This is a genomic window from Hymenobacter cellulosilyticus (assembly GCF_022919215.1).
GTDB lineage: Bacteria > Bacteroidota > Bacteroidia > Cytophagales > Hymenobacteraceae > Hymenobacter > Hymenobacter cellulosilyticus.
This window is the reverse complement of sequence record NZ_CP095046.1, coordinates 4,516,473-4,529,565: the sequence shown is the minus strand read 5'-3', so window position 1 is coordinate 4,529,565 and position 13,093 is coordinate 4,516,473. Positions and strand designations below refer to the sequence as shown.

The following is a 13,093-nucleotide window of genomic DNA, read 5'->3' as shown; positions in this document are numbered from 1 at the left end:
CGCAATATATAGGCTGAGCCGCTTTTAGCCTAGTCTATTTCGCGCCGACCAGTACCGGGGCAGCGGGCTTGCAGGCATTGGAGGTACGCAGGGGCAATTCCGGAATAAACATGGTGGCCAGCCAGCCGCAGAGTACCAGGCACAGGGTGCAGAAATACACCCGGGAAATGCCGTGGGCAAAGGCCGCGCGCACTTCGGGCGTGGGCGGGGCCGCCGGAGTCACCACCGTGGGGCTCTCGGCCTGAACTGCCAGGGTAGAAGCCGCGGCCGGCGCGGTAGGAGCGGGCAGGGTTTGGGCCAGGCTCAGCGTCAGCACGGTGCCGAGCAGGGCGGCGGCAATGGCCCCGCCAATCTGCCGGAAAAACTGGCAGGCCGAGGTAGCCTGACCAGTAAAGCCGGGGTCAATGGCGTTCTGAATAGCCAGGGTGTAGAGCGGCATGCTCGGGCCCAGGCCCAGGCCGCAAATCAGCACGTAGAGCAGCACCTGCTGGTAGGAGGCCGTGGCCGGCATAGTAGCCAGCAGGGCCTGTCCGGTAATCAGAATCAGGCCGCCGCCCAGCATCCAGCGTTTGTAATGGCCGAAGCGGGCCACCATCTGTCCCGCCAGCATCGAGCCGCTCACCACGCCCATCGACAGCGGAATCAAGCTTACCCCAGCCTGCGTGGCCGACACGCCCACCACGTTGACCATAAACAGGGGCTCGAAGATGACGATGCTCAGAAACGCGCCGCCCAGCAGAAACAGGGCAATGTTCGCGGAGCGAAACACCGGGTTGCGAAACAGCGTGAAGTCCAGAATCGGGTTGGCCGAGTTCAAGGACCGCAGCACAAACAAGAGCATGGCCAGCGCCGCCCCACCCAGCAGGCCCAGCGTGAGCGGCGAGGTCCAGCCGTGCACGGCCTTGTTGAGCTGCAAGCCCAGCACCAGCGGCACCAAGCTGCTGATCAGCAGCAGGGCCGAGAGGTAGTCCAGGGGCTTTTTCTCACCCCGGGCTTAAGCCGGGGCATGCGGGAAAGAATAAACCAGAGCGCCAGCAAACCCAGGGGCAGGTTGACGTAAAACACCAGTCGCCAACCCGCAATGCCCGGCAGCAGGCCCGAGCCGTGGTCGGTGAGCAGGCCGCCCAGAAACGGCCCCAGCACCGAGGCTGTTCCGAACGTGGCCCCCACGAAGCCCTGGTACTTGCCCCGCTCGGCCGGCGAAAACAGGTCGGCAATGATGATAAAGGCCATGGCCAGCAGCCCGGCCCCACCCAGCCCCTGCAACGCCCGGAAGATGATGAGCTGACTCATTCCGTCGCCCAGCAGGGGCAGGGTGCCAAACTCCCCGGCCAGGCCGCACAGCGCCGAGCCAGTCAGGAAAATCAGGATGGCGGTGACCTCGATATTGCGGCGCGAGTACATGTCGGCCAGCTTGCCATACACCGGCACCAACGCCGTGCTGGCAACTAAGTAGGCCGTGGCCACCCAGGCGAACCGGTCGAAGCCGTGTAGGTCGGCCACGATGCGCGGCAAGGCCGTCGAAACGATGGTTTGGTCGAGAGAACTCAGAAACAGGGCGAGCAGCACCCCGGCCAGCGTCAGCATCTTGCTGCGCTGGGTCAGATTTTCGGTCATGGCCCGAAGGTACGGTAGAAACGGCCGCAGGGTCCGAACTTCCCCGGGCCGCGTAAGCCTGCACCTGAGAAATGGGGCCTTGAAACCCTGAAAAATACCTCCTTTACGCAAGCTCCCGGGAAAAGTGCGCCCGTATCTTTGCCGCCGCTTATGGACTTTCTCGACACGACGCTGGCGCTGCTCTGCGCTTTTGCTTTTCTGGCTGGTTTTATTGACTCTATCGTGGGCGGCGGCGGCCTGATTCAGCTGCCGGCCATGCTGCTGCTGCTGCCGGGCGTGCCGGTGCCCACCATTCTGGGTACGGGCAAGGTGTCGTCCATTGCCGGTACGGCCGCGGCCCTGCGCCGCTACATGGGGCAGGTGCCCATTCGCTGGAAAGCCGTGGGCGCCGCCGCCGTTACGGCCGGGGTTTTCTCCTTTCTGGGGCCCGCCTGGTCACGCTGCTGCCTTCCGAGCTGCTCCGGCCCCTGGTGCTGGGCTTGCTGGTCGTTATTGCCATCTACACCTTCTGGCGTAAGGATTTTGGCTCCATTCACGCCCCCGCCTGCCCGAGCAAAAGGAACCGCTCTACGGCGTAGCCATCGGCCTGATTATCGGCTTCTACGACGGGTTTTTCGGGCCCGGCACCGGCAGCTTTCTGCTCTTTGCCTTCGTGGGGCTGTTCGGCTACGACTTCCTGAGCGCCTCGGCCTCATCCAAGCTGGTCAACGTGGCCACCAACCTGACCAGCCTGGCCTATTTTGCCTACACCGGCCAGATTATCTGGCACATTGCCCTGCCCATGGCCGCCTGCAACATGCTGGGCTCCACGCTCGGGGCCCGCATGGCCCTCAAGCAGGGCGTGGGCTTCGTGCGGGTGCTCTTCCTGGTGGTTGTCTGCGGCATGATTCTCAAGCTGGGCTGGGAAACCTTCAAGGCGGCGTAGCGGCGGTCCTTGGTCATCCTCAGTTGCCGGGTGCAACACGACAATCGGCTAACTCAACACACTTCTTGACGAATTGAAACCACCGTTTGGCTGAACCTGGGTCATACACTTCACTTGCATGCCTCTTCTGACATTTCCCACCTCATGGGGTCGCCGAATGGGCGTCGAGTACTTGAGCCGCTCCGTCGCGCTCTTCGCAGGGATGGCTCTGGGCCTCTCCTGCGAGCCGGGTCAGCCCGCTCAGCGCGCTGCTCATACGGTGGTGCCGGCTACACCATCGGTCACCGTCCAGGTGCTCCAGCCGAAACCCACGTACGCGTTGACTGATACCGTCGCGTTGCGTATCACCAACAACCGCCCTACCCCCTGTGGTACACGGGACAGGCCTCGGTGCTCCTCCAACGAGGTCGTGGGGTACTTCTGGACCATAACATTGACCACATGATGCTTAACCAGGCGGTTATTCCTCCCTGTGAATTCGTGCCAGCCCAGGCCCACGTCACGAAGCATTACGCCGTGAGCCAACTGTTTCGCTACACCTCAGACTCAGATAAGAAACTCTATCTTGGGCGAGGCATTGTTTTTACTCTGAAACCCTGCACACCTAAGCAACAAGAGGTTCTATCGGACACGATTTTGGTTTTGGAGAATTGACCGGCCACTTCGGGTTGTGCCTTTGATTACCCATCCTCTGCTTTTTGATCCTTTTTTGGGAACACTTCACGTCAGTTTGCGACCTAACACACCCGCTCCATGATCTTCTCTTGGTTGGTCCGCCTTGCGCTCCCTTCCCAGCCGCTGGGCTTGCGCCTTCTCTCGCTTACATTGAGCGTTGGGTGGCTGGGGGCGTGCCTTGGGAGCATCTTCTTTCTGTGGTACATAGTAAGCCTTCCCCATGGTCCAGGTGCACCCACCATCATGTATCTGCTGCTTGGCGCCGTACTCCTATTGGGCGCTGCAGGACATGCCGCGCTGATGCGCTCCTATCGCTGGACGGGGCGGTCCTCTTACTCAGTGCGTGCGGGGTGGGGCCTTTCTGCTATGTTGGGCCTTTGGGGCCACCATCGCGCTGGGACTCATTTACGGTGACTGATAAGACTCTCATTTTACTTTTTGGACCGTTTCGCTGAACGCACTTCTCGTCCCTTATTCGAACCCTAGAGGTCGTAAGTCGTGCCGTTGTAAGCCATTCAAAAGCGTGAGGGCCGCCGCAAGCAACTCGTCCACGCACGCCTCAATTTCGGGGAAGGGCCGACCGCTGACCAAGCGCAGCTCCGCGACATGCTTCCCCCTCCCTACCACATGCACCCACGCAACGGCAATAAAATGCCACCGGCTGGTGTCAATGGTCATACCCTCGAAATGGGGCTGGATGAGAATGGCCACGTTAAACTCGTCGCGTTTCCAATCGATGCGCCGTTCTTCGAAGCCGGAATTGTTGGCACGGGGCTGAAGCGTGGAGCCGTCACGGTCGCGAGTCAGCCGAGCGTGTTGCCCGGTAGCGAAGCTCGCCAATCGCTCGTCTAGCTGGATAAATACACTCATACCAAAAAGATAAAAGCTAACTTGTTAGCAAGGTAAAACCCTCGTTTCAGTAATTGGACCGCTTACGTGAATAAGGAAAGTAGCTTTAGCAGACCTTTTCATACATCTTCCCTTCTGAATGGAACATACCGATGACCCGGTCCGAATACAAGCTCTGCTGAATGAGCACACGGGTTGGTCAGCAATGCTGTGGATGTTCAGCCCCTCGTTGCGCCGGCTGGTGCTGCGCGTGTACCATTTTCAGGAAGTGCGTGAGCTATATGTGGTGTGTGTCGGCTGCAAAACTATCGTGGGAGCCTTTGAGTGGCAAGGGGCCCAGTTACGTTTCACCCAGAAGGAAAACGAGCAAGAAGCTCGTTATTGGCTTCGAGATGAGGCCGGGTTCGAGTTGAGCTTCGACGGCGGAGCTGTGGTCTCAGTGGGCATACCAAGTGACGAGTGGCTGAGCAATTTTTAGGCTCGTTTAGCTTTCGAACCGTTTGGCTGAACACCATTTTGATATCCTCCCTTCTAGTGCCACCTTCGTCTATGACTGCAATTCTTTCGCTGCACCATTGGCCTTATGCTTGGTATGGGTACTGGCAAGAATACGGGCCTGCCTATGCCGCGTATCCTAGCGCCCAACAGTTTGTGGATCCGAGCCGAGTGGCGCGCTACGATCTGCCTAGGCTGTTGGCGTACCTGCGCAGCGGTCACCTGCTTAGTGTTACGAGTCGGGTCCATTTTCCTTCTCCATTTACTGGCCAGCGCACCATGGGTTCGCTGTGTATAGTCACTGATGGGCAGCGCTGCTGGCTCGATGATGTAGCGGACTATGTGGAAGGGCATAACCTCGCTATACCCGATGCGTGGTACGCCCACATCGAAGCCAACAGCTTTCAGATGCCTGACCTAACAAAAGAGCAACTAACCCAGCTACCAGACTCACTACATGGCCTCTAAAAGTCCTTCGTTTCGCTAGACAATTGCATGATGAGCTATCAGGCATTTGGTGACAGGATGTGAGCCGTGAACCCGATAACTTCCTTTTCGGGGAAATCGCGCCCACCTGGTACTTGGCTACGACTGATGACAAGCCCAATTTTCCACCTTTCACGCCCCCTAAACACTTGTATGGACTTGATTAAAGCGTAGTGCCAGCTGGAAAAACCAACTGATTCCCAGGCTCCGCTTGCCCTGAGGGTTCTCCTATCAGCACCCAACCCAAATTGTTGATCCATAAGGAATCGACTACGACGAAAGAACCAACTGGCTTTTGCATAGAAATAAAAGTAACCACCGTTTGTGTGAACTAACGTGAGCAATGCGCGCATGGGTTTGTCGCTACGCCCCGCCGGGTGGGTTGTCACGGTGATGTCCACGGCGATGTTGCCCCGCACGGCCCGCGAGTAGGGGCAGTTCTCGTGTGCCTGCGCCACGAGTTCCTCCGCCTGGGCTTGGCTCAAGTCGGGCAGGTTGACGGCCAGGCGGGCGGCCAGTTGAGCCTTGCGGTCGGCGGTGCCGCCCATCGCCACGTGGGCATCCACCGTGATTTCGCCCACCCGCAGCTTTTGCTGGCGGGCCATGCCCATGAGCAGGTTGCCGAAGCAGGCGGCGTAGCCAGCGGCAAACAGCTGCTCGGGGTTACTGGCGCCCGCCCGCTCGCGGCCGCCCAAGTGGCGCGGCAGGGTGAGTTCCAGCGCGAGCGCGCCGTTGTCGGAGACAATGCGGCCGTCGCGCCCGCCGATGGAGGTGGCTTGGCCGGCGTCGTACGGGGTGATGATGGCGGGTATTTCGGTCATGATGGGGAGGTTGAAGAAATAAAAAGGGCGTCGCTGGCCGTCGGCGCCGCGGCCGGTGGGAGCGGGTTGAATGGAAGGTTGGGGCACTAGCCTTGCCGGAAGTCGCGCGGGGACTGGCCGGTTTTGCTTTTGAAGAGCTTGGTGAAGTGCGAAGGATAGGCAAAGCCCAGCTCGTAGGCAATTTCGCTCACGCGCTTGTCGGTACCCAGAGCAGGGTCTTGGCCCGCTCCACCAGCTCCAGGTGGATGTATTCCTGGGTGGTCTTGCCCGTGGTTTTGTGCAGCACGTCCGTCAGGTAGGCCGCCGACACGCGCAGCTTGCCCGCCAGGTACGCGACGCTGGGCAGGCCGTGCTCGGCCAGCGTGTCGCCCGTGAAGTAGCTTTTGAGCAGCAGCTCAAACTGCTGCAGCAAGTCCGAGTTCAGCGGGGCGCGGGTGATGAACTGCCGGGCGTAGAAGCGGTTGCAGTATTGCAGCAGCAGCTCCAGCTGGCTGACCAGTACCCCTTGCGTATGGGCATCAATGGGCAGCGCGCACTCGTGCCGCAGTTGGTCGACGCACTGGCGGAGGAGGCGGTGCTCGTCGTCCGAGACGTGCAGGGCTTCGTGGCTGTCGTAGTAGAAAAACTGGTACTGCTCGATTTTCCGGCCCAGTTCGGTGCCCCGCAGCAAGTCGGTGTGAAAGTACACGCCCCAGCCTTCCTTGATGTGCCCTCGGCGCTGGTCGTCAGCACTTGGTTGGGGGCCGTGAACAAGAGCGTGCCCTCCTGGAAGTCGTACCGGCCCCGGCCGTAGCCCAACACCCCGTCGAATTGCTTGCTGACGATGCCGTACAAGCCCAGCCGCACGGAATAGGCCTCCGCCGGTTGGGGCAAGTCGGCCATGTCAAGCACCGTTAGCAGCGGGTGCTTGGGCTTGTCGCCGAGGCGGGCGTGCAGCGCATGGATGGAGTCGATGGAGGTGATAGTGGACATAAAACGAGTAAAATGTTGCCTACTGGCGGGCAGCCAGTAGGCAAGGTGTACGTGATTTACCCCTGCGCTTTTTCAGCCACCGGCTGCCACTCCTTCCAAGTGGTAAGCCGCTGTTGGTAGGTGGGCTCAATCATCCGCAGCGGCATGGCACCGAGCAACAAGCGCAAGGGGGGCGTTTCGGCCGCTAGCAGCTGGAGTATCGCCTCGCCCGTGGCCTCCGGCTTGCCCATGTAGGCGGCACTACCGGCCATGCGCTGCTGCATGGCGGCGCGCTGAGATTCGTACGCGGGGTTCGGCGCGCTGTGTACGGCCGAGGAGGTCCCCAGTCGGTGGCGTAGCCCCCGGCTCTACCAAGGTGACGTGAATGTTGAGGGGCTTTACTTCCTGGCTCAGGCTTTCGCACAAGCCTTCCACGGCCCACTTCGAGGCGTGGTAGATGCCCAGGTTCGGAAAGGCCATGACACCGCCGATGCTCGACACCTGAATGATGTGCCCCTGCTGCTGGGCGCGCATGATGGGCAGCACCGCCTGGATAACCCACAGCGAACCGAAGACGTTGGTTTCCAGTTGCTGCCGGGCTTCGTCCTCCGTGATTTCTTCGACGTAGCCAAAGTGGCCGTAACCGGCGTTGGAAATCAACACGTCGAGGCGGCCGAAGTGTGCCTGAGCCTGGGTGACCGCCGCCACACAGGCGTCGCGGTCGGTTACGTCCAGTGCCAGGGGCAACACGGCCGCGCCGTAGCGGCTCGTCAGCTCGGATAGGGAGTTGATGTCGCGGGCCGTGGCCACGACCTGGTGGCCCTGCGCCAGGGCAGCTTCGGCCCAAATGCGCCCAAATCCTTTGGACGTGCCGGTGATGAAAAGTACTTTGCTCATGGGGAGGATGCTTGCGCAAAAAAGTAGGGTGGTTGACCGAACAAAGGTCCGACCGACCCCAAGCTCCCCACTTATACCTATTCGGCCATTACGTATATCGTTGCCGGGTCTATCGGTCGTAGCAATGCACGGGCTGCCACGCTTGAACCCACAGTAGTTGTCTGAACGCTCGTTTCCCTGAACCGCTCCTTGTGGGTGCCGACAAGCACAGTAAACACCCTCCAATATTCAGTTTGAGTTCAAAAAACTCGTTCACGGAATCAAAGTTCAATAAGCGCAATCGGGGATGGGCTTCGTGAACTCCGGCGTAGCGCGTTTCTGCGGCCGGCACGTGGAGTGAAGAGCGGGCAGAACAGGCTCCGGCTCCCTAGCTATTCGGCTTGCTTGTCAGGGTCGATGTTGGCGGGTGGCTTGCAATTCTGGCAGTCGTTCTGGTTAGACCCTTTGGCTAACCTAAAACCCTGTTTGCCTAATCGAAAACACTCCTTGCCCCATTGAAAACACCATTGCCCAAAAGCAAAACACCCGTTGCTCAACCCAAAACACGAGTAGCCCACAGCCCGCCGCCGGCTACAGCAGCTGCCGCAGGTCGCTGAACGTGTCGAGCCGTGCCTCGAAGTCAGGTGCCTCGCCGAAACCGTAGGCGGCAAAGAGGAAGGGCAGCCCATTGGCCCGGCAGGCGCTATGGTCGCCCTCGGTGTCGCCCACGTAGGCCGGCTTCTGCAAACCAAACTGCGCCACGATTTCGCGGATATTGTCGGCCTTGGGTAGGTTCTTAGTGCCAAAGCACTGGTGGCCCTCGAAGTATTCCCCGGTCTGGGTGTGCTCCAGAAACGCTTCGATATAGCCCGTCTGGCAGTTGCTGACAATAAAGAGCCGGTACTTCTGCCGCAGATACTCCAGCGTCGCCCGCAGCTCGGGTAGGGCACGCCGCCCCGTTCCTGGGCGCTGCGCAGCTCCTCGACGGCACAAATCCGGCGGAATTTCTCGCGCTGCTCCTCGCTCAGGTCCGGAAACAGCCGCTCGTACACCACCGGATAGGGCTGACCCGTCACGGCCCGCACCTGCTCCAGGGTAATGTCGTGCTGCACGTAGGTTACCTGCTGCCGGGCCCGGCGAAAACCCTCGGTTACGGTGTCCGTGGCGTCCCAGAGGGTGCCGTCCAAATCAAAAATCAGGCTGTCCAGATCAAGCTGCATCTACTCAGGAGTTGGTGAAGACCAGAGCCCCGTGTGCGAAGCTCCCAGCCCCTACAAACCCCGTTCGGCTCGTTTTGTTGACGTTGCGCCGCAAATAAGGCCCAAAACAAAGCGGGGCCACCCCGGAAGGCAGCCCCGCTTTGAGCAGGAAATGGAGTTGGCAAAGGGCTAGTTACTCGTCGCGGCTGGGCAGGCCGGGAGCGGCGTTTCCCTGGCTGCCGGTGGCATTGGGTACGCCCATTTTTTCCTCGCGCTTGCGCTGATACTTGGCAAACTGGTCGGGGCCAAGGCATCTTTCAGCATCGCTAGGCGGGACTGGCCGATGTCGTCCACCACCGCGTTGAGCTTGCGCACATCAGTGCGGTATTGCAGGCGGGCTGTTTCCACGTTGCGCACACTGGTCAGGTTGATCTGGCGGACCTTTTCGGTCTGGGCCGGCGTCAGGTTCAGGGCCTGGCGCATGTTGTCGGTCAGGGCGTTGGCCTTGGCTTCTACTTTCTCGGCCGAGGGCGTAGGCGCGGGCTTCGGCGCGGCGGCCGGTGCCGTCGTCTTCGCCTTGGTCTTCACGGTGGTACCCGCCACATCGGTCTTGGTTTTGGTCTTAACCGGGGCGGTCTGGGCCTGGGCTACGGTGGCTGAAAGCAGGAGGGAGGCCAGCAAATAGGTCTTCATCGTCATCAGAAAAATCGGGGCACGGGGCCCGGCGGAATGTGTGGGAGTACAACCTTGCCCACGTAAAGATGGTGCCAAAAATAGGAGTACGGCGCCAATAACGTCCTGACCGAATATTTTCTTGCCCGGCTGATGCATAGCTGAGTGTAACCTTTGGGGCCGGGTTTGCTTACAAGAGAGCATGAAGCGACAAACCCGAAACAACTGGCTGGCCGCCGCAGGCGCCGGCGCTCTGATGGCCGCGGCCACGCTGTTCGTCAACCGCCGCGGCTCCTACGACCTCAACGGCCGCGTGGTGCTCATCACCGGCGGCTCCCGCGGCCTGGGCTTGGTGCTGGCCCGGCAAGCTGTGGTGGAAGGGGCCCGGGTAGCCATCTGCGCCCGCGACGCCGACGAGCTGGAGCGCGCCCGCCAGGACCTGCGCGCCTGCGGAGCCGCCGACGAGGACGTGCTGACCCTGGCCCACGACATTACCAGCGAAACCGAGGTGCGGTCCATGGTGGCCGAAGTCGAAACCCGCTTTGGTCCCATTGACGTGCTTATCAACAACGCCGGCATCATCCTGGGCGGCCCGCTCGAAAACATGGACGTGCGCGACTACGAAGAGTGCATGGCTTTGCACTTCTGGGCTCCGCTGCACGCTATGTACGCCGTGCTGCCCAGCATGCGCCGCCGGGGCGCGGGCCGCATCGTGAATATCTCGTCCTTGGGCGGTAAAGTGGCCTTGCCTCACCTGATGCCCTACAGCGCCAGCAAGTTTGCCCTGGTGGGTTTGTCGGAAGGCTTCCGCTCCGAGCTGCGCCAGTACGACATCAGCGTAACCACCGTGTGCCCCGGCCTGATGCGCACCGGCAGCCCCGGCCATGCCATGGTGAAAGGCCAGCAGCAGAAAGAATACGCCTGGTTCAGCGTGGCCGATTCCCTGCCCGGCATCACGATGAGCGCCGACCAGGCCGCTCGTCAGATCTGGAATGCCTGCCGCCGCGGCGACGGGGAAGTTATTCTGTCCTTGCCCGCCAAGCTCCTGGCCGCCTTCCACGGCTTGCTGCCCGGCACCACCACCGACATTCTGAGCTGGCTAAACCGCGCCCTGCCCGCCACCGGCGAAAGTCCGGTCGCCAACGTGCGCCGCACCGGCTACGAGAGTGAGTCGGCCGTCAGCCGCTCTCCGCTCACCACGCTCACTCGCAAGGCCGCTCGGGAAAACAACGAGTAGTTGGTGATTGTCAGGCTTAGGCCCTAAGAGCCCAGGCAGTTTGGTCACGCGTGGCCAAGCTGCCTGGGTTTTTTCTGACCATCCGCTGCCCTCGGCACCCAGCCAATTCCAAACAAGGTCCAGCCGGAAGGGTTACTTATAATCCGGCAGCGGGGTAAGCACGGATATTAAGCCTGCGAATCGCCTGCTTCCTGCCGGCTTCCGCGCGAAGTTGGGCACAGAAAAAGCCCTAGCCAGCGGATCTGACAAGGCACCAGCCTGAAGCCCTAAACCAACAGAAACAATGCCTAGCAACGGTATCAACAGCACGCATAAGCAACCGGTAGCTTATTCGATTTTAGAGCTTGCCATCGTCTCGCAAGGGAATACGGTACAACAGACCCTGCATAACTCGCTGGCCCTGGCCAAGGAAGCAGAGCTGCACAACTACAGGCGCTACTGGCTGGCCGAGCATCATAACTCCGACAACATCGGCAGCAGCGCCCCTTCCATTCTCATCGGCTACATTGCCGAAAACACGAATACCATCCGCGTGGGCTCCGGGGCATTATGCTCCCCAATCATTCCCCGCTGGTGGTGGCCGAGCAGTTTGGTACGCTGGCGCAGCTGTATCCGGGCCGCATCGACCTGGGCCTGGGCCGGGCACCGGGTACCGACCAGGCAACGGCTCAGGCCATTCGGTCGGATTTTATGCAGGCGGCCCACTCGTTTCCGCGGGAGGTAGACAAAATCCAGAACTACTTCTCCGTGCAAAACAAACGGGCAACGGTCAGGGTGCCCATTGCCGAGGGCACCGCAGTGCCCGTCTACATCCTGGGCTCCAGCACCGACAGCGCACATTTAGCGGCCAAGCTGGGCTTGCCTTACGCGTTTGCCAGCCACTTTGCCTCCACCCACCTGCACAGCGCGTTAAAGATTTATCACGAAGAGTTTACCCCTTCGGACGTGCTGCAGCAGCCCTATACCTTGGTGGCCATCAACGCCTACGTGGCCGATACCGATGAAGAAGCGCAAAAGCTGTTTACGACGCTGATCCGAATGTTTGTCGGAGTCCTGACCGGGGCCAAGGATGCCTTGCAGCCGCCCACGGAAATGACCGAGGAGCTGGAAGAAATGCTGCATCATCCGGCCGTGCATCAGATGCTCAAGTATTCCTTTGTCGGCAGTAAGCAAACCGTCAAAAAGCAGCTGCAGGCGTTTTTGGCCGAAACCCGGGCCAATGAGCTCATCACGGCATCCACGATGTACGCGCAGGAAGACCGGCTAAAATCCACCCGGCTGTTTGGGGAAATCATGACGGAGATTAACGAGGGTAGGTAACAGCTAGTTAGGGTCACGGTATTGCGCTGCAATACTTTAGAAGGGTGGTTTGCAGTAGCGCGTTCCGCCCTGCGGGGGTAGGCTAGAAGTGGGCTGGTAGTTAAGCCGCATCGGGCCGACAGCTATACCAGTTGCTATGTCTTGTTTTGCTTATTTAGCAGAGCCATACCGCGCCACCTGGTTTTTTCGCTACTCCTGTTGTCTTGACTTACCCCGTTCAACTAGCCCTGGGGCCTTTAGTACTGCCGGTACACCTGCTGTTCGAGGTGTTGGCTTACTCCCTGGGCTACCGGCTCTACCAGCGCCTGCGCGCCCGCACCACCGACCTGATTTCGGAGGACCACCGCCTTTGGATTTTCGTAGGCTGCGCGGCCGGAGCGCTGTTGGGCTCCCGGGCTCTGGGGCTGCTCGAGCATCCGGAGCTGCTGCTGCACCCACCCGGCGGCTGGCTGTACTACTTCACCAACAAAACCATTGTGGGCGGCCTGCTCGGCGGTCTGATCGGGGTGGAGCTAACCAAAAAGCACCTTGGCGTAACTACTTCCAGCGGTGATTTGATGGTATTTCCCATCATCGTGGGCATGGGCCTGGGCCGGGTGGGCTGCCACCTGGCCGGCCTCACCGATGGCACCTTCGGCATGCCAACGGCCCTGCCCTGGGGCATCGACTTCGGCGACGGAATCCCGCGCCACCCTACCAACCTTTACGAAATCGGCTGGCTGCTCGTACTCGCTGCCGCGCTCTGGCTACTGGAGCGCCGCCGGCCGCTGCCCAACGGCTGGCGGTTCCGGCTTTTTATGATAGGTTACCTGCTGTTCCGCTTGCTGGTCGAGTTCATCAAGCCCACGCCCGCCCCGAGCGGCTGGGGCCTTACGGCTATTCAGTGGGCCTGCGTGGCGGGGCTGGGGTATTATGGGTGGCTGTGGGCGCCGAGAATCCAGCAACCAAGTTCACGAGTTAACTAAACAAG

At 60.6% G+C, this 13,093-nt stretch carries 15 protein-coding genes and 3 pseudogenes; 6 read left to right on the top strand and 12 right to left on the bottom strand.

What is annotated here, in order from left to right; translation table 11 throughout:
- Positions 1 to 34 precede the first annotated feature (34 nt).
- Together MUN79_RS22295 and MUN79_RS22290 are read right to left on the bottom strand one after the other, a co-directional pair.
- Complete coding sequence (locus MUN79_RS22295) at positions 35 to 934, bottom strand: MFS transporter (protein ID WP_244678379.1); 900 nt, start codon at positions 932 to 934, stop codon at positions 35 to 37.
- Positions 935 to 945: 11 nt separating this feature from the next.
- Positions 946 to 1,617 (bottom strand): MFS transporter, encoded by a 672-nt coding sequence (locus tag MUN79_RS22290; RefSeq protein ID WP_244674740.1) that lies wholly within the window; start codon positions 1,615 to 1,617, stop codon positions 946 to 948.
- A 150-nt stretch (positions 1,618 to 1,767) separates the two neighbouring features.
- On the opposite strand from MUN79_RS22290, the pseudogene MUN79_RS30310 reads away from it, so the two are divergent.
- Positions 1,768 to 1,983 (top strand): annotated as a pseudogene (locus tag MUN79_RS30310) (TSUP family transporter); the annotation flags it as partial.
- On the opposite strand, the gene MUN79_RS30305 reads toward MUN79_RS30310, so the two are convergent.
- A complete protein-coding gene (locus MUN79_RS30305) occupies positions 1,965 to 2,153 on the bottom strand; it encodes a hypothetical protein (RefSeq protein WP_262923092.1) in 189 nt (62 codons plus the stop codon). The pseudogene MUN79_RS30310 and the gene MUN79_RS30305 sit on opposite strands and share 19 nt — an antisense overlap.
- A gap of 8 nt (positions 2,154 to 2,161) precedes the next feature.
- On the opposite strand from MUN79_RS30305, the gene MUN79_RS30300 reads away from it, so the two are divergent.
- The gene (locus tag MUN79_RS30300) at positions 2,162 to 2,542 is read left to right on the top strand and encodes a TSUP family transporter (RefSeq protein ID WP_311136796.1); all 381 of its coding nucleotides are present in this window, start codon (positions 2,162 to 2,164) and stop codon (positions 2,540 to 2,542) included.
- Between the two features lie 1,146 nt (positions 2,543 to 3,688).
- Here the strand turns inward: MUN79_RS30300 and MUN79_RS22280 are convergent.
- Positions 3,689 to 4,087 (bottom strand): hypothetical protein, encoded by a 399-nt coding sequence (locus MUN79_RS22280; protein ID WP_244674739.1) that lies wholly within the window; start codon positions 4,085 to 4,087, stop codon positions 3,689 to 3,691.
- A gap of 118 nt (positions 4,088 to 4,205) precedes the next feature.
- Between MUN79_RS22280 and MUN79_RS22275 the strand changes: the two genes are divergently transcribed.
- The gene (locus tag MUN79_RS22275) at positions 4,206 to 4,544 is read left to right on the top strand and encodes a hypothetical protein (protein ID WP_244674738.1); all 339 of its coding nucleotides are present in this window, start codon (positions 4,206 to 4,208) and stop codon (positions 4,542 to 4,544) included.
- Between the two features lie 523 nt (positions 4,545 to 5,067).
- Here MUN79_RS22275 and MUN79_RS22270 read toward each other — a convergent pair.
- The 8 genes and pseudogenes from MUN79_RS22270 to MUN79_RS22240 all read right to left on the bottom strand — a co-directional run bounded on the left by MUN79_RS22270 (position 5,068) and on the right by MUN79_RS22240 (position 9,587).
- Positions 5,068 to 5,868 carry an organic hydroperoxide resistance protein gene (locus MUN79_RS22270; protein WP_244674737.1) on the bottom strand — a complete coding sequence of 267 codons (801 nt, stop codon included), beginning with the start codon at positions 5,866 to 5,868 and terminating at the stop codon, positions 5,068 to 5,070.
- Positions 5,869 to 5,954: 86 nt separating this feature from the next.
- On the bottom strand, positions 5,955 to 6,059 hold the full coding sequence (locus MUN79_RS22265) for a helix-turn-helix domain-containing protein (RefSeq protein ID WP_244674736.1): 105 nt from the start codon (positions 6,057 to 6,059) through the stop codon (positions 5,955 to 5,957).
- The gene (locus tag MUN79_RS22260; protein WP_244674735.1) at positions 6,056 to 6,556 is read right to left on the bottom strand and encodes a helix-turn-helix domain-containing protein; all 501 of its coding nucleotides are present in this window, start codon (positions 6,554 to 6,556) and stop codon (positions 6,056 to 6,058) included. Before MUN79_RS22260 ends, MUN79_RS22265 begins: the two co-directional genes overlap by 4 nt.
- Before the next feature lie 340 nt (positions 6,557 to 6,896).
- Positions 6,897 to 7,091: an SDR family oxidoreductase gene (locus MUN79_RS22255; RefSeq protein ID WP_244674734.1), complete on the bottom strand. Its 195-nt coding sequence runs from the start codon at positions 7,089 to 7,091 to the stop codon at positions 6,897 to 6,899.
- Positions 7,081 to 7,716: an SDR family NAD(P)-dependent oxidoreductase gene (locus tag MUN79_RS22250; protein ID WP_244674733.1), complete on the bottom strand. Its 636-nt coding sequence runs from the start codon at positions 7,714 to 7,716 to the stop codon at positions 7,081 to 7,083. The genes MUN79_RS22255 and MUN79_RS22250 overlap by 11 nt, the downstream gene beginning before the upstream one ends.
- Positions 7,717 to 8,286: 570 nt before the next feature.
- Positions 8,287 to 8,688, bottom strand: a complete 402-nt coding sequence (locus MUN79_RS22245) for an HAD family hydrolase (RefSeq protein WP_244674732.1) — start codon at positions 8,686 to 8,688, stop codon at positions 8,287 to 8,289.
- Between the two features lie 59 nt (positions 8,689 to 8,747).
- Positions 8,748 to 8,915: pseudogene (locus MUN79_RS32015) on the bottom strand (HAD hydrolase-like protein); the annotation flags it as partial.
- A 168-nt stretch (positions 8,916 to 9,083) separates the two neighbouring features.
- Positions 9,084 to 9,587: a hypothetical protein gene (locus tag MUN79_RS22240; protein ID WP_244674731.1), complete on the bottom strand. Its 504-nt coding sequence runs from the start codon at positions 9,585 to 9,587 to the stop codon at positions 9,084 to 9,086.
- A gap of 181 nt (positions 9,588 to 9,768) precedes the next feature.
- On the opposite strand from MUN79_RS22240, the gene MUN79_RS22235 reads away from it, so the two are divergent.
- From MUN79_RS22235 to MUN79_RS22220, 3 genes and pseudogenes are all read left to right on the top strand, one after another.
- Complete coding sequence (locus MUN79_RS22235; RefSeq protein WP_244674730.1) at positions 9,769 to 10,803, top strand: SDR family NAD(P)-dependent oxidoreductase; 1,035 nt, start codon at positions 9,769 to 9,771, stop codon at positions 10,801 to 10,803.
- A gap of 283 nt (positions 10,804 to 11,086) precedes the next feature.
- Positions 11,087 to 12,123: pseudogene (locus tag MUN79_RS22225) on the top strand (LLM class flavin-dependent oxidoreductase).
- A 203-nt stretch (positions 12,124 to 12,326) separates the two neighbouring features.
- Positions 12,327 to 13,088, top strand: coding sequence for a prolipoprotein diacylglyceryl transferase (locus tag MUN79_RS22220; RefSeq protein ID WP_244674728.1), 762 nt, complete (start codon positions 12,327 to 12,329; stop codon positions 13,086 to 13,088).
- Positions 13,089 to 13,093: the final 5 nt, after the last annotated feature.

Coding starts and splice junctions, on each gene's coding strand:
- MUN79_RS22290 (WP_244674740.1), bottom strand. CDS start 1,617: ATGACCGAAAATCTGACCCAGCGCAGCAAGATGCTGACGCTGGCCGGG.
- MUN79_RS22280 (WP_244674739.1), bottom strand. CDS start 4,087: ATGAGTGTATTTATCCAGCTAGACGAGCGATTGGCGAGCTTCGCTACC.
- MUN79_RS22275 (WP_244674738.1), top strand. CDS start 4,206: ATGGAACATACCGATGACCCGGTCCGAATACAAGCTCTGCTGAATGAG.
- MUN79_RS22270 (WP_244674737.1), bottom strand. CDS start 5,868: ATGACCGAAATACCCGCCATCATCACCCCGTACGACGCCGGCCAAGCC.
- MUN79_RS22255 (WP_244674734.1), bottom strand. CDS start 7,091: ATGGCCGGTAGTGCCGCCTACATGGGCAAGCCGGAGGCCACGGGCGAG.
- MUN79_RS22250 (WP_244674733.1), bottom strand. CDS start 7,716: ATGAGCAAAGTACTTTTCATCACCGGCACGTCCAAAGGATTTGGGCGC.
- MUN79_RS22240 (WP_244674731.1), bottom strand. CDS start 9,587: ATGAAGACCTATTTGCTGGCCTCCCTCCTGCTTTCAGCCACCGTAGCC.
- MUN79_RS22235 (WP_244674730.1), top strand. CDS start 9,769: ATGAAGCGACAAACCCGAAACAACTGGCTGGCCGCCGCAGGCGCCGGC.